Origin of the sequence: Metapseudomonas otitidis (assembly GCF_900111835.1) — a bacterium.
Taxonomy (GTDB): Bacteria; Pseudomonadota; Gammaproteobacteria; order Pseudomonadales; family Pseudomonadaceae; genus Metapseudomonas; species Metapseudomonas otitidis.
The window spans coordinates 472,109-495,011 of record NZ_FOJP01000001.1; the positions used below are offsets into that span (position 1 = coordinate 472,109).

The following is a 22,903-nucleotide window of genomic DNA, read 5'->3' on the forward strand; positions in this document are numbered from 1 at the left end:
GTCGGCCCTTTGCCGGTATAGAGCGAAAGCTGTGCCAGGTGGGCTGAAAAGCCCTGGGGAAGGCGCTGGTCGTGGGTTTGAGCCATTGGCGGGGAAGGCGAGCGGAGCGGTTCAAGCGTCCAAATTAATGGACGGTGTCCTGTTTATTGGACGCCTATTTCGAGTGTTGTCCAAAAATATGGACATCGCCATAACCCGAGCGCGAGGCCTCCGGGCTGTAGGGTGGATGGCGCTCTTTCCATCCACCAACGCGCTCGCCCCAAACGCCATGGCCGCAGGGAAAATGCACGCCCTGCCCGGCGACCAACCCCGCACCGCGTGGATCGATGAAGCGCGATCCACCCTACGCCGGCTTGGGCGTTCCGTGGGGGTATGCCACTTCTCCCTCCACCGGCGTGCCGGCCCGTAGCCCGGGCTTCAGCCCGGGGAAACGCGCCCGCAGGCCCGGCTACAACCCGTGGGCCTGGAGCTTGTTATAGAGGCTGGCGCGGGCGATGCCGAGGCGTTCGGCGGCGCGGGTGCGGTTGCCGTCGCAGGCGGCGAGGGCGGTGAGGATGGCGGCGCGTTCCGCCTCGGCGAGGCTGTCCGCCAGGGGGCGGACATCGCGCGGTGCGGACGGCTCGGGCGCTGGAGCCGGCTCGGCGCTGGGCGGCAGCGGGTCCACCAGCAGCTCGGTCAGTTCCGCCCCATGCAGGGGCTGGGTGCCGTCGCCTAGCAGCTGCGCCCGTTCCAGCAGGTTGCGCAGCTCGCGCACGTTGCCCGGCCAGGGCTGGGCGCGGAGCAGGGCGAGGGCGTCGTCGGTCAGCTCCAGCGGCGGCTGGCCGGAGCGGCTGGCGATGTCGTCGGCGAGGTGCTCGATCAGCGCCGGCAGGTCTTCCCGGCGCTCCCGCAGGGGTGGCAGCCGCAGCGCCAGGACGTTGAGGCGGTAGTAGAGGTCTTCGCGGAATTCGCCGGCAGCCACCTTGGCCTCCAGGTCCACATGGGTGGCGGCGATCACCCGCACGTTCAGGGTCTTCACCTGGTTGGAGCCCAGCGGCTCCACCTCCTGCTCCTGCAGCACGCGCAGCAGCTTGGCCTGCAGCGGCAGGGGCAGGTCGCCGATCTCGTCGAGGAACAGCGTGCCGCCGTCGGCCAGTTCGAACTTGCCGGCCCGCGCACGGCGGTCGGCACCGGTGTAGGCGCCCGGCGCGGTGCCGAACAGCTCCGCCTCCACCAGGGATTCCGGGATGGCCGCCACGTTCACCGCCACGAAAGGCCCGCTGGCCCGCAGCGACAGGTTGTGGATGCCCTGGGCGAGCAGCTCCTTGCCGGTGCCGGTCTCGCCGCGCAGCAGCACGGTGGCGTCCAGTTGGGCAGCGCGGCGGGCCTGGCGCTTCACCTCGCTGGCGGCGGCGCTGGTGCCGATGAAGCCGGCGATGGTGTAGCGCGCACGGCGGGCGCGGGCCAGTTCGCGCTGGGCGGCGGCGAGCTGGTTCTGCAACTGGTTGTACTTGGCCATGACCGGCTGCAGGTGGCGCGCGCGGTCGAACAGCACGAAGCCCAGGGCGCCCACCAGGGTGCCGTCGGCGTCGCGCAGGGGGATGCGGGTGACCACGAAGTGCTCGTCGCCGAAGGCCATCAGGTCGAGCATGCTCGGCGCGCCGCTCTGCACCACTTCGCGCAGGCGGCTGGCGGGCAGCACGTCCTCCACCTCGCGGCCGAGCACCGAGCGCGGGTCGGCGATGCCGAGCTTCTGGGCGTACTTGTCGTTGATCCAGACGATGCGCGCCTGGCGGTTCACCGCGATGGTGCCCTCGCACTGGGCGTCGAGGTGGTCGAACAGCAGCGGCATCGCCACTTCGCGGAAACGCTCGGGGGAGACGCCGATGATCAGGCCGTGGGGGTCGAGGTCGTCGCGGGAGATCGCCATGGGCACGGCTCCGGAAGGGAAACGCCGGCGATTATGGAAGCCGCCTCGCCGGCCCGGCAAGAAAGCCTGAACCCCCGTGACGCAGCGGAGGTCGACTGCAGGTACCCACTGACTTGCACGGAGTCGTCATGGACCTGATCCGCATCCTTATCGCCATCCTCCTGCCGCCGCTGGGCGTCTTCCTCCAGGTGGGCTTCGGCGGCGCCTTCTGGCTGAACATCCTGCTCACCCTGCTGGGCTACATCCCCGGCATCGTCCATGCGGTGTACATCATCGCCAAGCGCTGAAGCACCGGGGGCACAGCGGCCCCCGGTTCCGCTCCAGCAGGCGGTTGAACGGGCTGCGTTGCCGCTGCGCCGTTGAAACGGCGGGCTAGTGCCGGGTGGCGAATTCGCGGCCTTCGAACAGGTCGGCCACATCACGCACCCGCACCCACTGGCGGCCCTGCCATTCCATCAGGCTGAACTCGCGCCCCTGCCAGGTGACCCGGCGCTGGCGGGGCAGCTGTGGCGTGGCGGCGGAACGCAGTGCGGGCACCACGTCCTGGGTCAGCCACTGGCGCAGGGCGCGGTGTTCGGGGTGGTAGAAGTTGACCTTGAGCAGCTCGAACACCGCGCTTTCGTTGATCAGCAGCACCTCCTGCTCTCCGCCCTGTACGTACTCCACGCAGGCGTGGCGCCATTGGTCCGGGTCCAGCTTGCGCGACAGGCGTTCATCGAAGCGGTGGTTGGTGAGGGGGCCGAGGTCCTGGGCGACGAACCAGACCTGGTCGTCGATCAGCAGGGCACGCAACGCGCGGTGATGGCGGTGGAAAACCGTGGGGATGTAGCACTCGTAGGACATGGTGAGACTCCTTCCTTGTAGGGGGAGACCGCCACCGGTTCCTGACTGCATGAGGGTGGCGGACCGTGCGAGGTGTGGAATACCGGTTCGCAGAACGCCCGGTGGGCTTTCGCCCCCCTCGCACGGTCCGCCATAGACGACCAGGGCTATTGAAGGCTGAGTCCCTTCGCTAACCCTGCTATGGCATTGGTAGTGCTTCTGCGAGTTCGGGATTCCACTCCCGGTCATGCCGAGGCATGACGGTGGGAGACGCTACAGAGTGTCCTTGTAGGACGGCAATGACGAGGGTGGGTAGGAAATTTCAGAGTAGATGCACTGCTGCGCTAGGGCTTTATGGAACCGACTCTAAAAATAAGTTGTATCAATCCTAACTGCACAAAAATTGATGGGGCGAAAGTTAAATGCAAGGTTTGAATTAGTTTTTTTGCTCCTCTCTAGATAGCTGTGCTTCGACTAAACCTTTTTTCAGTGCGCTCGCATGGGCAGCTATAAATGGAGGTGGTAGGGCATTCCCTATCATGAGTGCTATGGATTCTTTGCCGTGTTTGATATTAAATTTATATTTCTTCGGGAATCCCTGAAGAATTGCCGCCTCACGAAGGGTAATAGTTCTGTCTTCTTCTGGATGAATAAATCTTCCCTTGGAGGGGTTGTGGCATCCACTAGTTATGGTGGGGGCAACGTCCTCCCACGACATTCGCCCGTAGACATCATAAAAGCCCTTGCAGCGCTTATGGCAGTTAAGCTGATATATCTCGGGGAGATCACGTCTACTACCCCCATTCTTTGGTACCAATGAAATTATTTTTCTAACTTCTTGAGACCGTTTTTCGCCCATGCCATGAAGGCTGTCTGTCGTGTTTTCAGCGCTTTCTAAACCATTTAATGCTTGGCGAACAGTAATGCGTTTTTTTGATTTGTCAGCAATAGATGGAGAGTGCGTTTTTGATGCAAGCATGATTAGGCGCTTTCGTCTCTGTGGTACAGAGTAGTCTGCGGTATCTAATATCTGTGATGTGATTTTATATCCAAGGCTTTCAAGTTTTTCACATGCAAGCAAAAAGCGCGAATCTTTTGCTAAGGCTGGGACATTTTCAAGCATGACTGTCTTAGGCTGCATGAGCGCGATAAAACGTAAAAAATCAGATACTAGTTCGTTTCTTTCGTCTTGAACTGAAGTGTTTTGGTTTTTCGTGCGTAGCCGTGAGAATCCCTGGCATGGTGGGCAGCCAGCTAGGAGGTCCAAATCACCGGGCTTAAGGTTTAAGTCCTTTAATACTGTCAATGGGTCTAGCTTTCGAATGTCTTGGTTATATAGCTTAACTTTTGGGTGGTTAAGCTTGTATGTTTCTTGTGCTTTGGAGTCTATTTCTACTGCAGCAGTAACGAGAAAGCCTGCTTTTTTAAGGCCAAGAGTTAGGCCGCCACATCCACTGAACAAATCTATGGCATAAAACGGCTTGGTGTCTGCTTTGTGGATGTGGTTCATTTTAATTAAAGCCTGGTCTGTTGGCGCTACGGGTTTTGCTTGGTTAATTTCTATTGGTCGATTCTAGATAGCTTTTTATTTTCTTCGCGAGTTCTGCGAGTTCTTTTGAGTGGTCTCTGTGTGTGGCTAGCAGTGTTTCTCCATACTGATCCGTTATTTCGTTGGTTATTCCTGTGCCAAAAAGGCTCTCCGCCAACTCGCGTAGTCGATCTTTGTGCTGCTGGGACGTGGTTGCTGTTTCAATAGCCATGCCTGCGGCTCGAAGTACTAGCTCTTCGGGGCAGAGTGTGGGAATGAAGTCTATATTTTTGTAGATCCATGACAAATATTTTCTTCTGGCGTCGACGAGCTGCACTGAATTTGCTCCTCCGCTACCCCCGTCAACTGTGAGCTTTGGCTCCACACCGGTGAAAGCTTTGATTGTGCATAAAAGTGAGTCGTTTTCTGATGCAGGGATTGTATCGGGGTCCGGGAAGTCTTCCCTTGGGCGCTGATCCCCGTCTAGAAGGACTAGAGTATTTCCAGGTGCATTAAGCAAGACAGGGATTTGATAGGTTAAAATCGCTTTAGCTCCGCCGCTTATATACTCAATGTTGAAAATCTCCTGTTCGGCTTTGTCCGCGAACGTCATAATTGCCTGCTTTACCACTTCTTTAGCTAAGCGGTCTTCCACTATTATTCTTATCTGGCCGCCATCAGTTGCCCCTAGTCTTCTAAAAGCTGCATATGGGTGAGTAGAGGGTATAACGGAGAATCGCCCATCGTCTAGTTGGTGGAATGTTTTAATAGCATCTTTAGGGAGTGCTGAAATGAAGTGTGGTGAGTGGGTTGAGAATATAACTTGCAACTGATTCGTGCGTGCTCGGTTTGTCAAAAATGAAAGAAGGCGCTCTTGGGCGCCAGGGTGCAAGGATACTTCCGGTTCATCCAATAAAACAAGAGTTCCTTTGCTTGCTCCTAAAACTTGAACTACGCAACTCACTACTGCTACTTCACCGCTGCCCGCAAAAGCTTCGGAGTATCTGCCGTGCTTGGTTTTGAATACAACACTAAGTCCGCCGTTGCCCTTAAATAAACGATGGCGAATCCAACGTGCCTCATCGTATTCGCGGCCTAATACGAAGCTTACAAGGCTTAGTTCTTCTTTGGTTAAAATTCTATTCTCTGTGGCTATTTTTCTATTTTGGTATTCACAAGAGATATCGCCTGAATTTATAACTCGCGCAAGAAGCCTTGCATCATGCCTGACTTGATCTTTTTTGTTTATGATGCGTCTGGATGTTATGTTTTTTGGCTTTTTCTCTAACTCCGCCACCTTCAGTTTTTCTGGTTTTTTTTGTTGCGGGTAGGGGTTTTTCCGAAGTAAAAATATTTATCAAATGCACTAAGCTCTTTTCGGAAATTAATATAGAGCACTTTGCGATTGACTGGGTTCCACCTGTCCTTGCTGCGGCCAATATATGTCTTTCCTTTTTGTAGTGTTGGCTCAGTCATTCCGTCGCCAGGACTTTCTTTAGTGGGCTCCCAATAGTTTGGGTCGTATCGTCCGTCTCTGTATTTTCTGACTCTGGCTTTCCTTGTTTCTACAACTGATTTCAAGGTTGGATTAAAGTGTCCATATATAAAACGGCTCGGACTACCTTCCCCTTCCTCTATCGGGTCGACTTCTGTGCTGAACCAATACTCTCCAGTGGATTTTCTTGCGGGTGCCCCGTAGAGAGCATTAAGGATGGATGTTTTTCCAGAGCCATTTGATCCTACTAGAGCAGTGACCGGGAAAGTAAAATCGATGTGGGTTCCATCCGCTATGTTTTTGTAGCGTGGGAATCTGATGTGAGTAATGTATCCGGGGAATATGCGCTCGTATTTTCCCCTGTTCAGTTCAAGTTTCTTAATTTCTTCGGTAAGTCTTAACATATCAATGTCTAGTTGCGTTGACGTGACTGATGAGCTTTGAAGGATTAAGTCTCTCCTTCGGCGCCTTTAAATACTCTGCATTACCCTGCACTTCGGAAACCCCGAACATCCCCAAAACCTCTGCCCCGCCTTCGGCCCTGACTTCACCGTACGAATCACCAGCGCATTGCCGCATTTGGGGCATTGCCGCTCGGCGGTCGGGTCGTTGCGGCGCTGGAGGTTCTGCACATGTTCGCGGTGCGTGGCGAGGGTGGGGGCGCGGCGACCGTTTTGCAGGGCGCGGACCAGGGTGGCGACCTGGGCGTCGCTGAAGACCGGCTGCTGGAAGGACTTGATGTAGCGGATGAAGCCAATGCCCTCGGTGACGTTGGCGGGCATGGCGGTCTTGAAGGTGCTGCCGCCGACGAAGGTGATGACGGAGTGCAGGTGCTCGGGGGCGATACCGAGGGTGGCTTCCAGGGCCTTGAGGTGTTTGTAGTTCTGCCGCAGCGGGTTCTGGAACTTGTAGCTGTGCTTGTAGAGCTTCTGCGTCCACTGGGCCTGTTGTTCGCTGCCGAAGATCCAGCCGCTCATGTTCTTGGTCTCCAGCACGAAGATGCCGTAGCGGGAGAGGAAGACGTGGTCGATCTGGGTGGTGCCGTCCGGGGTATTCAGGGTGACGTTGTGCAGGCGCTGGTAGGTCTGCCTGTCCAGCTGCCAGTGGGCGAAGAGCCGGACGAGGAGTTCGCCGATATAGCCTTTGCCGAGGGGGGATTTGAGCAGGCCGATGAGGATCATCAGCGGGATGAACCAGGCGAAGGTGGTCCAGACTTGGGCGATGAGCGGTGTGAAGTCCATTTCCGTCACTCATGTGTCGTGAGTGGTCGGATAGTAGCGAAAAAAACCGTGCTGGCACTATGGAATTGCGTGCCGGCCGGGGGCTCCTTTGGTGGGGGGTGGCCTGGGGCCAGAAACGCAAAAGCCGCGCATTGCGCGGCTTTTTGTTTGGTGGGCCCACACGGACTCGAACCGTGGACCAAAGGATTATGAGTTGCCTAGAAACGCTGCAAGCCCAGTGAAATCGGGCGTAGCTTAGCGCAGGTACAGTTAGCTGAAAGTATCGTCGTAGAGCGGTTTAAGCGTAATTGAGCGAAATCTGTAAAAGCTAGGCACTGTACCGCCAGTGTACCAGGGATGTATTGGCGTTGTTGGCCATAGGTCGTTGTCTGCCTCACGGCAGGGGTTATTGGGCTTCTCCCAGCCCAGCCCAGCCCTGTGATGTGGTTCGGCCGGAAGAGATAGCCGGAGGGCTGCTGCAAGCCTTGGAGCAGGTTCTGGCTTGTTCCACTGGATTGGTTGAACAAGCTCTTCATGTCGCTGCTGCAATCAAGAATTGTGCTCGCCCGTTTGTAGAAACTTTCGGCTAGTCGTGCTGATGTAATTAAAATTGAGATCAGTTCTTTGGTGTCAGGGAAAATTAATTGTACCGGACTGAATGCTCGTCAAATCTGTGCCCTTGGAGTAGTCAATGTTGTAATCTGAGGCTGGAACATACACTAGGCCTGCCTCTGGGTGTAGATTGTTGATTCTGTACATGGTTATTGCTAGAGGCTTCGGGCCAAATGAACTCATGATTATGTTGTGATCTTCCTTAAGATGTTCGACCTTTTCAAGGATTGCCGAAAGTCCATGGTCAGTTGAAAAAGCATCAACTTCAAATGACTCAATTTCAGGGAAGCTTAATTTTTCTCGATGTTTTTTAATATTTTTTTCAAGGTTGCTATATTGGCTTCCTGATTGTGCTGCAAGTAGCAAGATCTGGGGCTCGTACATGTTGAGCAATTGTGATACGCGCTCGGTGTCAAATCCGGATTGTATAATCAAGGCCGTACTTTTATCTGGCAAGTGAATGCCTGAGTGCTTGAAGACAAGCCTTGGGTCTTCGGGCTCGCCGCTAAGCCAAGAGCAATCGCCGTAGCGAAGGGGACTGTAGTAGCGGTAATCGATTTCACAGCTGTTTTTTTGTAAGAAATGGAGTAGGAACCAGATAAGAAATCTTGGCATGGTGCTTATGTCTAGGAGCACTTTTTTGCCGCATATGTCTAGTCTGGAAATATGATTTTCAATGGACTTCCAGCTTTTGGTGTCGTCAATAATCGACAGCTTAAGTGTTTCGATTTTGAATCGCCCTGAATATCTGTCTAATGCTTCTTTTTTGGCAGATGCTGTTCTATGTAGGAATTCTTCAATCTCAAATAATTGAATGGCTTGTACGTTCTCTGTCGCAATGGTCTGCTCAAGTCCGCCAATGAAGCGATCCTCCCAGCTTATGCAGGAAAGTAAGAGATCGTAGTTATTCATCAAACATATCTCCTTGTGCGTCCTGGCCAATGTTGTTGTCCGGTCGGTACTGAATGCTTCCGCCATTGATTGCCTTCAGGATCTGGCTAGCTTGAATCGAGACTCTTGCATGCTGGCCTACGGGGTCTAAGCCTCTCACAGGCCAGAGCATTCTGTTTGGCACGTAATAATCTTCGCGCTCCCCTCTATCTTTTGCGCTTCCGGTTCGCTTATAAAGCAGCTGTGCTCGCCTGCAAAGATCAAGAATTGGCATTATTTCCTGCATAGTCTCTTCGGTTCTTGCAGATATACTAAATGCAATGGCTCGAGGTTCGGAGCAGTTAGGGTCAAATAGCCTAGTTCTAAATAGCTCTGCAAGAGCATTTAATAGATTGTTGGCTTTTGTGGATTGGGCCTTTGTGCAGTCTGCAATTTCCCTATCTAGTCCAAGCCTTAGACGGTTCCAGTACTTGTCGCTGAGGCGATGTATTACATCTGCTTGAATTGCTGGGTCAATCTGAGTGAATGCCCCTTCGCTGTTTGCTCTTGATTCAGCGTCTTCGTACATTATGTAGCATGGCTCTAGAAGATTTCTTACTACTCCAGAAGAAAGGTGGACTATTGTTTCAAAGCCGGAGTAGGGAGGGCGGTTTGCTTTTTTGGGACGGTCTCTAAAGTAATTTGCCCTGGCATATTTGTATATGTAGTCATTTATTTTCTTCTGCTCGCCTTCGCCGTATATTTTCTCTGCGGCAAGCCGGGCTTCTGTTCTTTTCTGCTCTATATCATTTTCCATTGTGGGGTGCGCTGGAAAGAAATCGCGTGCAGTGACGTCTAGTCCAATTAGGGATAGCCGTTTTTCAACAATCCTCTCTGCTAATTTGCCATAGGATGAGTCGTCGTTTTGATAAGGTTGTTCCATATCAATCGCGACAAAATCATGCCCTTCAAGAATTGCTCCGCCTGATGTGGTGGTGAGTTTGTAATCGGCGATCCTCGCGGCGGATATCTTGAAGCTAAAGTAGGAGTTATCTCTGTAGGCGATCCAGCTATTTAATGAGGATACTTGGTAGTTGTTTAGGTCGTGTGCGTCGTCCATCATGAAGACGAAGTGCGCGCTGGATAATTTTTGTAAACCTCTAAAACAATCCATTATTGGGGTGACAAGGGATGTGAATGAGTAGGTGTCCCCGTAGAATGCATCGGAATCTGCTCTGTTTATTTCTCTTTGCGTCTTTATGAATTCTTTCTGAAGAAATAATTGTAGGCTTTTTAAGGCGCTGTTGGTGGTGGGGAGTGTGTCATTGAAGAGGTAGCCTAGATGAGTCTTTAACTCTTCTTGATTGATGTCTTCTAGGATTTCAGGGATGTCTATTAGTGACTTAACTAGCGCGAGAGCGATGGACAGCGCGAAATAATGCTCGGATACAATGCTTGCTTTGAATTCGCTGTCGAGAAGCATGTGTTCTCGCTTGAATACCAGGGGGGTTATGCATGAAACATATACGGGAATAAATTCGACTTGAGTGTTGTTTTTGATGGACTCTCGAATTTTTTGGCTCATAACTATTTTGTTATAGAGCAGTGTCATCGTTTTTCCGGAGCCGCGCTCACCCCAGATGAATACATTTCGCTTCGAAAGAATGAATCTGCTGTAGTTATAGTCATGAATGAACATCTCTAGGATTTGTTCCTCCCCGAGATTGCTTGCGCCGCTATATACGAACGGGTTCATATGGCTATGCCCTCAGCTTTTCAAATGTATTTTCAGTTTTTCGATAATGATGTCGGCGCTTAGATCGTCACGGCCATGCGGTTTCTTGCTATGGTCGCCGATGTGTTTTGTGGGGACTACAAGATCGTTTAATGTTAATGGCTCCACCTTGAAGTCAATTGGGAGTCCATTGTTATGAAATGAAAAGTTGGCAACGATCTTCTTGATTGGACTTAGCAGGGCGCAGTAAAAGCTGCAGTACTTTCTTTCTGCATCTAGCTTGTAAATTCGTTCGTGAATGAAATTTAAAAGCTCTCTAAGGCTTTCTTCTTCTTCTTTCAATATGTTGTGGTTGCTGTCGGTGTTTATCTCAATCTCGTAGGCAATGGATATGCGCTCATTCTTCGGGTCGATGTGAATGTGCGTTGTGCTGGCATATCGGTGGTAGATGCTGCTTGCTGGATCAAAGATGCCTTTGCTTAATGCGTACGATGAGGTTCTTTGCGGTCCCTCTGCTAATTCGTCGGCAAAGCGAACAATTGCCGCAATGTCTTGAAATCTAATTGGCTCTCCGTTTAGTTGCTCTCGCTTCTCTAGGTCTTTCAGTGTGTCTGCTGATGTGTCTTCACCTTTCCCTGTGTGCGCGCGAGCGGCGCGATAAATTAGAATTTTCTCTCTCTTATTGGCTTCTTGAAAGAAACTGTCAAATTTCTCATTCAGCAAAGTTATCGCTGTTTGATTGTGTCGCTCGCGGCCAAATAGATTGCCAACGTCATGGAACAAGGCCGTTACAGCCAAAAAATAGACGTCGGCTCCAGACAGTGCACTGCCAGCATTTCCAGCATTTTCGAGCTCTTCTGGAATTAGCTTGTATATATTGTTTAGCAGGTTGTCTACATGTTTTGCGCTGTGGTCGGTGAGGCTTGGCTCTTTTGATCGAATCCACTCTAGAACTTCGCTGTAAAGCTTTTCTTTAATTGCGAAGTATCTTATTTCATAGGACTTGGCTGTGGCTGTAGGTAGCTGCCTTTCCAGTGCTCTGACCATGGCCTCTTCAAGTGGTAGATTTTTCACTTTGGCTCCTTGGTCTTAACTCTGGCGAACTATCTGTTTGAAGACTGCGGCAGCAAGTAATGGTGGCACTGCGTTGCCTACTTGCTGTTGTTGGAAACCTATAGATCCCATGAAGTGAAAGGAGTCTGGGAATGACTGCAGTCTTGCGGCCTCCCTCACTGAAAGGCCACGATGCTGGGTTGGATGGATTAGCATATTTTTTCGGAAGTTGCCAATTACTACAGATGGCAGATCTGCTCTAAGTCTTTTGTATATCCCGGTATGGCATCTTGATTTGTCTTTGTAGTTTGCCATAAGGTGGTCGGGGATGTCCTCCCAGTTGCCGCCTTGCGGTATATTTTTATACCTTTCAATTATTAGGTTGTTGTTGCGGGTTACAATGTTGTTTGTGCAGGTGCTTTCTGAGCTGCGCATGGTTTTTGCGTAGCCGGAAGGTGCTGTCTCGTTGTACTCAAGCCTGCAGGTTGATGCACCGTTTTCTAGATTTGGTAGGTCGGATATCGCATCTTCTACAGTTATGGGGGCACTCTCGTTGGGTTCTGGGAATTGGAATTCGATATTATGTAGTGAGGCAACAATGAAGAAGCGTGACCTTCGCTGAGGAACCCCAAAATCTACGGCGTTCAATAGTCGATAGTTTGAGGTGTATCCGAGTCTGTTAAAGCTATCCACTATCTGCTCAACAAAAATTCCATTCTCCGTTTCGAGAATTCCGCGCACATTTTCAAATACGACCCAGTCGGGTTTTTGCTCGGCTACTATTCGGATGAATTCTCGGAATAGCCAATTTTTTTCATTGTCTAAAGACCGTGTCTTTTGATTTGAGGTTGAAAATCCTTGGCAGGGTGGCCCGCCAAAGACAACGAACGGTCTTTTCTGAAGTTTTATGTCGTTCTTTTTAACATTTCTAATGTCGGCGTTTATAAGGCCTATAGCTGGCTTGTGGTTCTGAATATAGGTCGCTGCGGCATATGGATCAGATTCAATGACTACTTGTGTGTCAATGCCAGCCATTTTTGCACCTAGAGACATTCCCCCTGCTCCAGAAAACAAATCTATAGCGATCATCTTTTGCCTATGCGAGTTAGATAGGTACAGCCTAAATAATTATCCAGAAGTGAATTTCTGGTCATAAACCTCGCAGTTTGCCATGCTGCTTGTTAGCGTGCCAACTGCTTGTCGTTGCACGGGCTCGCTCATGGTGCCCTGGATGCTCCGGCTCTTGATGTCACGATGGTGGTGCTAGCCAGATCAGCTTTGATCTAGGACTCTCAGTCTGGCCAGAATCTCGTCTCTGTTGTGGGGGGAGTAAATCCAGTTCTTGTACTTGGGGTTGTATTCGCCGCCCAGCTGGTTGCGCCAGGTTCTGAGCAGCTCTGTGATCTGTGGATTGAATGACCAGGAGCGGACGGCAATTGAGCCGCTGGGCAGCGTTCTGGCAGATACCCACATCTGCATGATGACGAAGCGCTGCTCTTGCAGCGCGGGCGTCGTCCGGGGAGGGTCTGCGAGTGAACGTGGATCTGGCATTTGCATTTCAAGTGCCTGCGCGATCGTCGGCGCCTCGGGGTAGATCCAGCTTTTGTGGTGTGGCTGATGAAGGATGTAGTTCTTGGCAGCCTCGGATGGTATCGGCTGAGAGCTCTGCAGCAGGTCGTTTAGGTCTAGTTCTATGGTCGGCGTGCCAGCCCCCTTGATGCGCTCCAGCTTCTCCTCATCAATGAACGAAGTGACGGCAATCTCGATGAACAGCCGTGAGCCATCTTTCAGCTCGGCGATCAGGTCTGGCTGAAAGCCCTGTTGCCGTATCTCCGGAGTGACGGTTTCAAAGTCCCACCAGCTGCTTGCGTCTTCACTGTTGGGGTAGACGCCGGGGAGGTGTGGTAGCTGCATACCGAGTCCATCGCAGATGACCTCCTTGGCATAGAGGTGGAGAAGGCTTTCGCGTTGGATGTAGCAGCTCTTCTTCTGTGAGACGTGGGCAAAATGGTGCTCCCGTATCGGCCCTTTCCGAGCCATGACAGACTCACCGCAGCTTACGCAGGTGCAATTGCAAGCTATGCCTCGATGGGCGTTTTCAATGGTGATCAGCCGACCGTTTGGGTCGAGTGCGACGAACATGGTCATGATGCAGGCCTCTGGTGTGAAGACGGCTCCAAGAGTCATGATTCGAGCGGGGGCATACATCCCCCCAACCTCCTGCAAAGGGGTTATGTGTAGGTATGGATTTGGCTGCAGCCCTTTGAATTAGGGCGCTGGGAGTTTGTGTGCAGGAAGTAATGCGATGCTTACAGGATGAGTTGATCGAGGTTCCGGCCGACAACAAGGCATACCGGATTCTGCGATTCATGGTGCAAGCCAAGCTGGCTGACCTGGATAAGAACAACCATGACCCGCAGCAGTTTTCTCGCAGCGCTCTACTGCTTAATGTCGAGGGCGAGCACAAGGGGAGGACTTTAAACGCTACTACCTGGCTGCCCCCTGGTTTGCTTGAGCAGTTCCTGGATTCTCGCCTTGCATCGCTTTGTGAGCGGCTGCGTCGAGCAGGTCTAGATCAGATGCCGGTTGTGCGCGCCAATGACGGCAAGGGGGGGAAGGGGAATGAACGGACTTTCTGGCTGGATGTGTCGCCTCTGTCAGATGCTCCTGGTCCGAAAGAGCAGCAGCGCCCTTGGACGCACATCGAATACTCCCGAACGGATGCCGGCAACGTGCGGCCGAGCTTGTTGTTGCGCTTGATTTTCCGCAACGGCGAACTGAAGAACCGAAGCTGGCGAGGTCTGTCACTGTTGGTCAGCATCGTGATTGGGCTTCTGCTACTGGGGCTCTGGCTGCTTGCAGGTGTGTGGACTGTGGCCGCACTCGATCAGACGTTGACGTTGCGGCAGCTTGGGAACGTTGCGCTTCTTGGGCTGGGTAGCTGGTTCATCTGGGCAAATTTCTATGCCCCCTGGTGGCGCCTAGTCGATGATCGTGTCATCAAGGCCCCCGCTGCATTGCTGTCGATCTTTGAGGACTCTGCAGAGTTGGAAATGCACCGTGATAGCGAGGGGCAGCAGTGGACAAGATTTGTCCGTTTTAGTGGTGATTGCCCGATTTGCAGCGGTCGGGTGCTCTTGATGCCGGGTAAACCTGATCAGGCGCTACCCGTTGTTGGGCGCTGCATCGAGAGTCCTTACGCACACGTGTACAGCTTCGATCGGGCTAGGCTTTCAGGCACCTATATAGGTCGTGAGATTCCTACGGTGTAGCTGGCGGCGTTTCGTCATCAGTTGCAGCGGGCACGCCGACCGTTGGCCGGAGGCAGACGTGCGTTGGCGGTTCGAACACATAGCCGGTTTGGATCATCTCGGCTTCGATTTCTTCTGTTATGAAGAAGGGCTCTTCAATCAGCGGGGAGTCGTTCATGCCTGCTCCTCTGGTGTGATAATCGGCTCGGAGTTTAGCGGCTAAAAAGCGTTGCCCATCAAGCGAGCACCTTCTCGTCGGCACTATGGTGAGTCAGACCATACACTATGGTTGCCTCGGTCGCTCCGGCGGGATGTCTTTGAAACCGCGTGAGTGAAGCAGCTTGAGGATGTCTCCTGCATCAATGCTCCACAGAGACCCACCTCGGACGTTTCGCCATCCGGCCTTGCGCATCAGCGCGACAGTCGCCTTGTCTGCCGCGTGGGCTGCTTCTGACTCTGTGATTAGACCCAGAGACTTTGTTGTTACTGTCTCCAGTGGCTTATAGAGCGCTGTCCAGTCTGCGGCCTTGCCAGCGAAATGGCGGCGTATTCGCGCATCAGGATTGCTGCTGTAGCCAACAAAGTATCTGTCTCCATCAAGCAGCAATACAAAAAGGGAGTACTCGGTAGCGGCGTCACACGCCTTGATGACGGAGCGTTCGGGCGAGAGGAGCTGCTTGAGTGAACTAGTGGAGAGAATGTCGCCGTGACCGTGGCTAATCAGGGCCTTAGCGGTATGTTCAACGCTGACGTTTGTGAAGAAGCCGCCGCGAACATTCTGAAAGCCATGTTGCTGCATCAGCTCTAGGACCGCCGTGTTTTCAGCTAGCTCACCTGTACGGTAGTCAACGAGGCCAAGATCTGTACGGCTAATCTCTCGCAGAGGTGGATGGATGCGCGTCCACTCTGCGCCTGATCCGTTAAAGTGCTTTCGAATGCGCCGATCAGGATCTTTTGCTTGGCCAACATAGTATCTGCCGCCCTGCAGCTCCAGCACGTATAGGTGGCGTTGGCAAAGTTCCGATTTCCATTCGGGTGAATTATCCATGTATAACCCACGTTCGTGACAGTCAGACCGCTAGATTGTACTGTTAGCTGATAGAGGCAGCGATGGCGTATCTCCCAAGGAATTTTTAATCCATTCACACCGCTACTCCGGTGGAAGCCGATTGATCACTTGAGTTGCTAAATTTGGGTCATTACCTGGGAGATGACGATATGCATGATCGAGGCGAACAAGCAGATGTGCTTGAGCGACTTGCTCTGGCGAAAGCTGCAGTGACCAGCGCAATTAGTGAGAACAAACAGCTCGGCCTGAGAGATGCTGAGCCTCCGACTGAGCAGGAAATTGCTGAAGAGATTGCTGCGCTGGACTTCTCGCGGTGGAAGGCTGTTCCTGTGGCTTAGCGGTAGCCCCGTTCGGGGCTACCTGGATTTTAGCCGCTAAAATTTCTCGCCTCGGCTGCCGCGATTAACGAACGCGGCGATTTCATCGGCCGGGGTATCGCCTGTGCCACCACCGGGTCCGATGCTGTTGGGTTGATCGTCTTCCTGGCTCCGAATGGCTGCTGCCGTCTGGCCGCCAAGTGTCTGCTGGGCTCGCTCCATAAAGTCGCTGCCAAGCTTGGCGGCTTTCTCCCCGATAACTGCCCCTGCGCCCTTGGCGAGTTCGGCAGTGGTGCCTACGGCCAGCCTGGCGGCCTGTAGCGCACTGCTGCCAGAGTCCCCCATAGCTTCGGCCAGCGGGCTGCTCGATCTGTTGTCCCCTTGCCCAGCGGCGCCTTGAAAGCTTGGCATGCTGCCGCTGTCCATCGCGCCTTGAGCCTTTTGCATCGCTGCTTTGATGGCTGAAATGCCACCGGCCACGTTCTGCGCTCCGGCCACGGCCGTGGAGCCTGCCATACTCATGGCTGCAGACGCCATGCCGGCCGCTCCCATCGCCGCGCCGACCGCTGCGCCGGCCCCGAAGTTGCCAATGCCTCCTGCCCCCGTGCTGCTACCCGTGATAACGCCGGCGAGCATGGGCGGCACCTTGTTGGTCAGGAGCAGTAGGCAGAGGCAGAAAATCAGCATGACGCCCAGCTCCTCGAAATTGAGGGTGCCTTTGGTCATCTTGGCGTAGAAACCGGTGAGCAGGTCGCTACCGATACCAACCAACAGCACCATGACAAACAGTTGGATGGCCACACCCAGAACAGTCTTGTAGTAGTTGATGGCCATGTCGGACGTCCAGCGCGAGCCGCCAAAGCCAAGGAAGAATATGCCGGCGTAGATCAGCACCCAACCGGACACCAGTAGGATGAGCATGTTGATCGCGATGAGCGCAAGCATGACAGTGATGGCCAGGCTCAAGAGCACACCGATCAGGCTATCTACTGGACTCCAGGCCGATAGCGCGGCGAGTGTCTGCTTCCACAGCATGAAGCCGATATCCACGATGCCGGATGGCGTGACCGAGCTTATGCCGGATGCCTGTTCGCCCAGCCTCTGCAACGATCTAATGATCGAGGACGCAAACTCCGGCCCGTTCCTGAGTAGCCACAGGTAGAAGCCGAAGAACAGGATGAAACGGCAGAACTCGGCAAAGAACTCGGCCAGGTCGGCCTTGCGCAAAGCCATCATGCCGAATGTCCAAGCGAGGGATATGGTACCCAGCGTCCAGAACAACCAGGACGCAGCACTGAGGATGACAGCCTGCCAAGTGGAAGCACGGCTGCTGAACTCGGTAATGACCTGATCCAGCATGCCCTGGTTGGTGAGTTGGGCTGCGGCGCCGCCAGAGTAGAGGGCAAACATCAGACAGCAGCTGATCAGGCTGGTGCTCTTGAGCGTTTTCATGCGATCACCCCTGCGAACCGTTCAGTTCGAGCCAGTTTTTCGGTTGCTCGGTAGGTTGGATAGCGCCCGAGCGTCTGGAACACTGGCCGGCAAATTCTGCCCGGGTCGGCCTGTCCTCGATCTGGTTGATCACGTCCAGGGTGCAGTTGGCATCACTGACTTCGGGTATGGATTGGGTGCTTGGCTGGTTATCGCATCCGGCAAGCGCCAGAAGGGTGAGTAGCAGCAGGGGTAATCTTTTCACGGGGCTCTCCTTAGCGGTTCATGTCCAGCCAGTTCTTGGGTGCTTGGGTGGGCGCTATGCGCCCTTCGGTCGAGGCAGCATGGGCGGCTTGCTGTTTGGCCTCCAGATCGGCCTCGGCCTGCATGCGCGTGGCAATGGCGTTTTGCTGCGCGACCAGCAGGCCGCGAATTTGCAGTAGCTGATTGGCTTGCTGGCTGGCCAGTTGGTTGGCGTAGCCGATAGCCTGCATCTGGCCGGTCGCGCCCTGAGCCTGGCGTTGCAATTGCTGCAGCGTGTTGGCGTCATGCTGCAGCGCAGCCTGCTGCTGATCCAGTCCACGAAACAGCGCGTCGTTGGCCCTTTTCTGCGACTCGGAGGCAAGGCGCCGGTTCTCGTTCATCGCCGCCCACTCGGCTTCGCTGCAGCCGGCGTTGGAGAAGCAAGGTGATGCTCTGTAGTAGGCGACGTCCTGGAACTTGCCGAGGTAGCCGTCGATGCTGCCCAAGCTGCGCTTGTAGTAGTCCAGGGTGTCGATGGCGCTGCGCAGCCTGTCCATCGTTTGGCTGGCCTGGTCCCAGATGTAGGCCGTGGGTGCGGCCGTGTTCTGCAGCATATTTTCGTATTGCTGCAGCTGGGTCTGGTACTGCTCGATCTGCTTCAATGTCTGCGCCACGCTTTCCATGGCAGTCAGCACGTTCTGGGTGAGATTTCCGCCGTCGATGACGGGAATGCCTGCCTTGGCGTTCAAACTGATGAACGAACTGGTGATGCAGGCTAGAAGCCACAGTTTTTTAGCCGCTAAAATTTTCATCGTCTCCTCCTTGCACCTTGATGAGCATCTGCAGCATTACCTGCTGCGTTTCCTCAATCCTCGACAGCACTACCTGGATGGTTCGGCGCATCTGTGCTTCCTCAAAGCCAGCGAAACGCTCGTCATTGCTCAACCACATCTTCAGCAGCCCGCCCAAGCGCCCCTGGTCGCCGTTGATCTTGGCCAGCTCAAGAATCGACTGGTGATCAAGAAGGCTGGTCGGCATATGTCCCATACCCAAGCTGCGCAGTAGCGACGACATGCTGTGTCCGGTCTGCTCAGCAAGTTGTTCGATCCGGGCTTTTTCCTCTGGCGTAACCCAGACATTGATCGGCGTATTCCCTTTTCTGGTCGTGGCTCTCTGTGTGGTCATGGTGCACTCCATTTGCGGCGGTAGCCGCTTGTCCCGCAGGGCAAGACACCCGTAGAGCGCGAAGCGCGATTAAGGGCAGTGAAGAACCAGTGCCGGCTTGCCGGTACAGGTACTTCACCTGTCTTGCCCGGCATTTCATGCCGATTAAAGGCCGCCTTTAGTCGCCAACGGATCGCCTCTCTGCCGTTCAGCGATGGGTTAACGCCAGGTGAACGGAAATTGAACGGCTCCGTTGATACTTGAACGACTGCGTGGGGTTTGTTGTTCATGGCAGAGGCTCCTTGGCGGGCTTTGCCTTGAACGCAAAGGCGTCTGCCGCGGCTTTGGGCTGAGGGCGCGGTACGGGTGCTTTCCTACTCCGCTGTTGGCTGCCGCTTGCCGACATTGGTAAATCGATCAGCTGGTGTGCGTACCGCCGGAAGGCCTGGTATGTGAAGGAAACACGCCCTTCGTCGTGCAGCGTTTTCCAGATAGCCAGCAGCGACCAGCCGTCTGTGTAGGCTTGCTGGATTTCGTTTCTCAGACTGAGAAAGGCGCTGCGGTTGCGAGCTGTAGTGCTGGCATCAGGTTTTCTCTGAATCCGGGCTGCAATTCGTTGTGAGAGCGTCTGACCAGCCGGCTTCTCGGCTTTGTTTGGATGAGTGTCGATTTCGCTCATGCTCCGTCCCTCAAGTGTCAATGAGCAGCGTTTTTCTCGGTTGCTTTGGCCAGGCCCGCAGTAGCGCGACGTTTCCACCCAGTTTTCATTGATCCTTGAGGGATGGGTGCCGCTTTAGTCGCTGCATGCTTTGTTGTGATGCGATGGCTGAAGGTCTGCCTGGCAATTTGCAGGGCGTCTTCCGCTGCGATACCGCCTTGGATCAGGCGCTCGACATACGCCGCTTCTGATAGCTCCGGTAGCGTCTGCTGTGTCGCTTGGTGTCCTCTGCGACGAATGACGGCTTTCAGCCAACTTGATGGGGAGGTTTGGATTGCTCCCTTGGCTAGCGCGTCGACCAGAAGCGCAGTAATCACTTCCTGCTGGTCCACGGGCACATCGGAGATCAACCGTGCAAGCTTTAGGCGCTCTTCGGCCTTGAGCTGCGTAAGTTTCGCCAGATCCGGTGTTGATGATTCTTTTGATGATTCTTTTGATGGTTCAAGTGGTGGTTCTAGGGGTGACATAACTGCGTCACTCCCCCCATGACACAACTCTGTCGTGCCCGGGGTGACGCTAGCGACACCCTCCCTGTTGCTGCCGCCTCGCTGCTGGGAAGGGGGTGACAATTTGTCGGGGTAGGAAAGTGCGAGCGTGTAGCTATTGGATACTTGCCTTCCTGACCTATCGAATCGAGCTGCTTTGTGCAGCAGGCCGGTTCCTAGAAGAGACTTTATGGTTCTCTGGATGGTGCGTTCTGAAGTGCAGCACTTGGCCGCAATTGTCCGCATCTTGGGCCAGCAATAACCGTGATCATCGGCGTTATCTGCAAGAGCCAGGAGCGTCAACTTTGGCACAGGTGGAAGCTGCTGCTCCCATGCCCAATTCATTGCTTTGATGCTCATTAGCTCTGCCCGAATGTATCGATCAGTTTGGCTACTTCTGCGGTTTTGAAATAAACACGACGCCCGATTTTCACCCTGCAAGGGAGGATCTTGCGAGAAAGATCATTGTTACTGCATAAGCTGATTCGTAGCCCTTGCTTGCTGCGATGCAATAGCTCGGCGAGCTGCTCAAGTGATAGCAGTGGGGCGCCGTTATAGCGGCTTAGTATTAATTCTTCGGTTGTCATGTTTGTCTCACGTAGGTTTGCGTGTGTGAGACTATTTTGATTGCCATTTTAATTAGATCAATACGTTATCGAGATTTTGTATTGCTAATCAATAGTTTATCTAAACTATGGCTATCCTCGTGAAGATTCGCGGGGTAAGTTAGGACGATATGTCCTAATTGCTCTAATTTGCGCGCCTGGGCGCGCGGCTGACAGTGCCTGGTTATCGATTTGTTTGATGTGTTGATGTGGTTATCGGGCGTGCTTAAAAATTTAGCTGCTAAATTTTGATAAGTGGCTGGGAGGAGGGTGGTTGTGGTTTTCTTATGTCCGTGCGAGGTCTGCTTGGCTTTTTTGCATATCATTCGGAGGGTAATAATAAGAATAATATTATTATTCTTATTATTATGGGCGGTTGTCGCGGGGGCAGTTCTGTCGCTGTGGTTTTTCCAGGATCGGCGGGCTGATTTAGATCTACGAGGTTTGGAGGCGGCTAATAAGCTCGAAGAGCTGCTGGCAGATAAGCAGCTTTGGAAGGTTAGCCAAGGGCTGCAAGGTGCTCGACAGTTTCAGGATACTTTTGCACCAGACGAATCAGCGTAGTCGCCTGGGCGTTTGGCTTGGCTCGGCCTTGTTCCCAGTTCTCCAAGGTGCGCGGGTTGGTGCGCAGATACATGGCGAAAACGGGGCGTGACATGTTCAGCTTCTGGCGGATCTCCACCAGCTCCTCGGAGCTGACTTCGCACAGTTCGGGTAACTGGACTTTGTGCGAGCGCAGAGTCACCTTGCCTTGGCGTTCATCCTCCAAAGCCTCGAAGCCCTCGACCAGCTCGGCAAAGATGTCTCGTTTCATGGTGTCGTCCTCGCATCAATTTCTGCTTGCAGCAGCCGCTTGAGTAATTTCTTCTGCTGCTCGTTCAGGTCGTCCTGGACGTCCTTCCCATACAGGGTAAACAGCCAGAACTGCGCGCCACCCAGCCACCAGTAGTAGATTACTCGGATGCCGCCGCGCTTGCCTTTCTGTCGTCGCTCGTCGGCGAAGCGAATCTTTCGTAGGCCGCCGGTTCCCTGGATCACGTCGCCGGCTTCCGGGTTCTTCATCAGCAGGCGCTGGAAGCTGCGAAAGGCCTCATCGTCCAGATAGTCCGCTCGATGGCGCTCAAAGGGCGGTAGTTCGACAAATAGTGCTTTCATTGTCTGTACGTTATCTGCGTATAGTTTGTGGTGCGTTTAACGCACCGTCAAGGCGCCTTGCGCTGGCGTTTCAACTTGTCCAGCTTGCCGACGAGGTCCTCGGCCCGCAGGTGGGTGTAGCGCTTTAGCATCTGCATCGACTTATGCCCGCTAATGGCCGAGACCTCCTGGTCGGATAGGCCGCCCTCGACCAGCCGGCTGACAGCCTCATGACGCAGATCGTGGAAGCGCAGGTCGGGCATGCCGAGTTTCTTCTTCAGCAGTCCCCAGGTCTTGGTGAAGGCATAGGGGCGACGTTTCTCGTCCTTTCCCGGTTCGCCAAAGAACACCAGGTTGCAATCCTTGGGACGCAAAGGGTTCTCCAGGGCGGCCTTAAAGGCTTCGGTGGCCAGCTTGGTGAGGGGGACAGTTCGGGCGCTGTCATTCTTGGTGTCTGCGAGGCGCACCACGCGCTTTTTGAGATCGACCTGATAACAGCGCAGACCAGTGATCTCCGACGAGCGCATGCCCGTTTCTAGGGCGATGCGCACGATCCAGCCGAGCATAGGGTTGCTGTGGTTATTAACTGCGGCGAGCAGGCGTCTTTCCTCGTCGGCAGTCAGCCTGCGGTCGCGGCCATCTCCCGGGCTGGGTTTGCGGATATTCAGCACTGGATTGAAGGTCAGTCCCAGGCCCCACTCCTGGATTGCCACCGTGTAGATGTGACTGAGCAGGGCCAGCTCAAGCCGCACGGTATTGTTGCTGGTGGGAACGCCGCGCTTGCTCAGGGTGCCGAGCCGGTTGTCGCGGTAGTTGGCGATGATCTCGGCGGAGAGAGCGGCCAAGGAATATTTGCCCAGGTGCTGGATGAGCTGCTTGGCCTTGGTGGCCTCCGCCTTGCGTGTGGTTGGCTTCTTGCTCGGCGTCACCTCGGCCAGATAGCGCTCAAGGGCTTTCTCCAGCGTCAGGCGCTCGGAGCCGCTTCGCTGGATATACACGCCGCGCACCATTTCATCTTCGGTGCGGCGTGCCCAGTCTTCGGCATCGCGTTTGGTACGGAAGGTTTTTGTGTTGGTCGGCCAGCCCGTTTTGCGGACTACGGCCTTCCATGTGCCGGCAGGGGTTTTAACGATTGTGGCCATCTGAAAAGGACTCCAAAGGCAGGCTGGCGTACCAGCACTGTACCGATTTTGTACCTTTGGACCATAGGACTGATCCAGATGCCACAACCTTATAAAGCTT

The 22,903-nt window shown here is 54.0% G+C and carries 26 protein-coding genes and 1 pseudogene; 3 read left to right on the plus strand and 24 right to left on the minus strand.

What is annotated here, in order from left to right; translation table 11 throughout:
- Positions 1–448 precede the first annotated feature (448 nt).
- Positions 449–1,909 carry a sigma-54 interaction domain-containing protein gene (locus tag BM198_RS02195; protein WP_074967422.1) on the minus strand — a complete coding sequence of 487 codons (1,461 nt, stop codon included), beginning with the start codon at positions 1,907–1,909 and terminating at the stop codon, positions 449–451.
- Between the two features lie 128 nt (positions 1,910–2,037).
- Here BM198_RS02195 and BM198_RS02200 point away from each other — a divergent pair, with 128 nt between their 5' ends.
- Positions 2,038–2,196, plus strand: a complete 159-nt coding sequence (locus tag BM198_RS02200) for a YqaE/Pmp3 family membrane protein (RefSeq protein WP_003084988.1) — start codon at positions 2,038–2,040, stop codon at positions 2,194–2,196.
- An 85-nt stretch (positions 2,197–2,281) separates the two neighbouring features.
- Here the strand turns inward: BM198_RS02200 and BM198_RS02205 are convergent, their stop codons facing one another.
- From BM198_RS02205 to BM198_RS02235, 10 genes are all read right to left on the minus strand, one after another.
- Positions 2,282–2,752, minus strand: a complete 471-nt coding sequence (locus tag BM198_RS02205) for a BRO-N domain-containing protein (RefSeq protein WP_074967423.1) — start codon at positions 2,750–2,752, stop codon at positions 2,282–2,284.
- 415 nt (positions 2,753–3,167) lie between these two features.
- The gene (locus BM198_RS02210; RefSeq protein ID WP_074967425.1) at positions 3,168–4,241 is read right to left on the minus strand and encodes a DNA cytosine methyltransferase; all 1,074 of its coding nucleotides are present in this window, start codon (positions 4,239–4,241) and stop codon (positions 3,168–3,170) included.
- Positions 4,242–4,284: 43 nt separating this feature from the next.
- Complete coding sequence (locus BM198_RS02215) at positions 4,285–5,556, minus strand: AAA family ATPase (protein ID WP_074967427.1); 1,272 nt, start codon at positions 5,554–5,556, stop codon at positions 4,285–4,287.
- A 2-nt stretch (positions 5,557–5,558) separates the two neighbouring features.
- The gene (locus BM198_RS02220) at positions 5,559–6,158 is read right to left on the minus strand and encodes an ATP-binding protein (protein WP_074967429.1); all 600 of its coding nucleotides are present in this window, start codon (positions 6,156–6,158) and stop codon (positions 5,559–5,561) included.
- Between the two features lie 66 nt (positions 6,159–6,224).
- Positions 6,225–6,995, minus strand: coding sequence for a nuclease-related domain-containing protein (locus BM198_RS02225; RefSeq protein ID WP_074967431.1), 771 nt, complete (start codon positions 6,993–6,995; stop codon positions 6,225–6,227).
- Between the two features lie 609 nt (positions 6,996–7,604).
- Positions 7,605–8,498, minus strand: a complete 894-nt coding sequence (locus BM198_RS29445) for a hypothetical protein (protein WP_139233544.1) — start codon at positions 8,496–8,498, stop codon at positions 7,605–7,607.
- Complete coding sequence (locus BM198_RS29450; RefSeq protein WP_139233545.1) at positions 8,491–10,212, minus strand: ORC-CDC6 family AAA ATPase; 1,722 nt, start codon at positions 10,210–10,212, stop codon at positions 8,491–8,493. The genes BM198_RS29445 and BM198_RS29450 overlap by 8 nt, the downstream gene beginning before the upstream one ends.
- A gap of 12 nt (positions 10,213–10,224) precedes the next feature.
- On the minus strand, positions 10,225–11,265 hold the full coding sequence (locus tag BM198_RS29455) for an HD domain-containing protein (RefSeq protein ID WP_139233546.1): 1,041 nt from the start codon (positions 11,263–11,265) through the stop codon (positions 10,225–10,227).
- 15 nt (positions 11,266–11,280) lie between these two features.
- On the minus strand, positions 11,281–12,333 hold the full coding sequence (locus BM198_RS02230) for a DNA cytosine methyltransferase (RefSeq protein WP_074967433.1): 1,053 nt from the start codon (positions 12,331–12,333) through the stop codon (positions 11,281–11,283).
- A 183-nt stretch (positions 12,334–12,516) separates the two neighbouring features.
- Positions 12,517–13,392, minus strand: a complete 876-nt coding sequence (locus BM198_RS02235; RefSeq protein ID WP_074967560.1) for a competence protein CoiA family protein — start codon at positions 13,390–13,392, stop codon at positions 12,517–12,519.
- A 140-nt stretch (positions 13,393–13,532) separates the two neighbouring features.
- Here BM198_RS02235 and BM198_RS02240 point away from each other — a divergent pair, with 140 nt between their 5' ends.
- The gene (locus BM198_RS02240; protein WP_139233547.1) at positions 13,533–14,516 is read left to right on the plus strand and encodes a hypothetical protein; all 984 of its coding nucleotides are present in this window, start codon (positions 13,533–13,535) and stop codon (positions 14,514–14,516) included.
- Here the strand turns inward: BM198_RS02240 and BM198_RS30070 are convergent.
- Positions 14,506–14,673, minus strand: coding sequence for a hypothetical protein (locus BM198_RS30070; RefSeq protein ID WP_167368438.1), 168 nt, complete (start codon positions 14,671–14,673; stop codon positions 14,506–14,508). The two genes, BM198_RS02240 and BM198_RS30070, sit on opposite strands and share 11 nt — an antisense overlap.
- Before the next feature lie 105 nt (positions 14,674–14,778).
- Complete coding sequence (locus BM198_RS02245) at positions 14,779–15,543, minus strand: GIY-YIG nuclease family protein (RefSeq protein WP_083422300.1); 765 nt, start codon at positions 15,541–15,543, stop codon at positions 14,779–14,781.
- Positions 15,544–15,713: 170 nt separating this feature from the next.
- Here BM198_RS02245 and BM198_RS29460 point away from each other — a divergent pair, with 170 nt between their 5' ends.
- Complete coding sequence (locus BM198_RS29460; protein ID WP_139233548.1) at positions 15,714–15,902, plus strand: hypothetical protein; 189 nt, start codon at positions 15,714–15,716, stop codon at positions 15,900–15,902.
- Between the two features lie 36 nt (positions 15,903–15,938).
- Here BM198_RS29460 and trbL read toward each other — a convergent pair whose 3' ends face one another.
- From trbL to BM198_RS02290, 11 genes and pseudogenes are all read right to left on the minus strand, one after another.
- Positions 15,939–17,333: a P-type conjugative transfer protein TrbL gene (gene trbL / locus BM198_RS02250; protein WP_074967438.1), complete on the minus strand. Its 1,395-nt coding sequence runs from the start codon at positions 17,331–17,333 to the stop codon at positions 15,939–15,941.
- A gap of 4 nt (positions 17,334–17,337) precedes the next feature.
- The gene (gene trbK / locus BM198_RS02255; RefSeq protein WP_074967440.1) at positions 17,338–17,577 is read right to left on the minus strand and encodes an entry exclusion lipoprotein TrbK; all 240 of its coding nucleotides are present in this window, start codon (positions 17,575–17,577) and stop codon (positions 17,338–17,340) included.
- A gap of 10 nt (positions 17,578–17,587) precedes the next feature.
- On the minus strand, positions 17,588–18,367 hold the full coding sequence (gene trbJ, locus BM198_RS02260) for a P-type conjugative transfer protein TrbJ (RefSeq protein ID WP_074967443.1): 780 nt from the start codon (positions 18,365–18,367) through the stop codon (positions 17,588–17,590).
- The gene (locus BM198_RS02265) at positions 18,348–18,740 is read right to left on the minus strand and encodes a plasmid mobilization protein (protein ID WP_074967445.1); all 393 of its coding nucleotides are present in this window, start codon (positions 18,738–18,740) and stop codon (positions 18,348–18,350) included. Before BM198_RS02265 ends, trbJ begins: the two co-directional genes overlap by 20 nt.
- Complete coding sequence (locus BM198_RS29465) at positions 18,737–19,009, minus strand: hypothetical protein (RefSeq protein WP_128669105.1); 273 nt, start codon at positions 19,007–19,009, stop codon at positions 18,737–18,739. The genes BM198_RS02265 and BM198_RS29465 overlap by 4 nt, the downstream gene beginning before the upstream one ends.
- Positions 19,006–19,398, minus strand: coding sequence for a TraK family protein (locus BM198_RS29470; RefSeq protein ID WP_139131189.1), 393 nt, complete (start codon positions 19,396–19,398; stop codon positions 19,006–19,008). The genes BM198_RS29465 and BM198_RS29470 overlap by 4 nt, the downstream gene beginning before the upstream one ends.
- 17 nt (positions 19,399–19,415) lie before the next feature.
- The gene (locus BM198_RS02270; RefSeq protein WP_074967447.1) at positions 19,416–20,282 is read right to left on the minus strand and encodes a helix-turn-helix domain-containing protein; all 867 of its coding nucleotides are present in this window, start codon (positions 20,280–20,282) and stop codon (positions 19,416–19,418) included.
- Positions 20,282–20,509 (minus strand): helix-turn-helix domain-containing protein, encoded by a 228-nt coding sequence (locus BM198_RS02275; protein ID WP_074967449.1) that lies wholly within the window; start codon positions 20,507–20,509, stop codon positions 20,282–20,284. Before BM198_RS02275 ends, BM198_RS02270 begins: the two co-directional genes overlap by 1 nt.
- A gap of 517 nt (positions 20,510–21,026) precedes the next feature.
- Positions 21,027–21,341: a helix-turn-helix domain-containing protein gene (locus BM198_RS02280; RefSeq protein WP_027600721.1), complete on the minus strand. Its 315-nt coding sequence runs from the start codon at positions 21,339–21,341 to the stop codon at positions 21,027–21,029.
- Positions 21,286–21,682 (minus strand): annotated as a pseudogene (locus BM198_RS02285) (toxin). Before BM198_RS02285 ends, BM198_RS02280 begins: the two are co-directional and overlap by 56 nt.
- 47 nt (positions 21,683–21,729) lie before the next feature.
- The gene (locus tag BM198_RS02290; RefSeq protein ID WP_074967454.1) at positions 21,730–22,803 is read right to left on the minus strand and encodes a site-specific integrase; all 1,074 of its coding nucleotides are present in this window, start codon (positions 22,801–22,803) and stop codon (positions 21,730–21,732) included.
- Between the last annotated feature and the right edge of the window lie 100 nt (positions 22,804–22,903).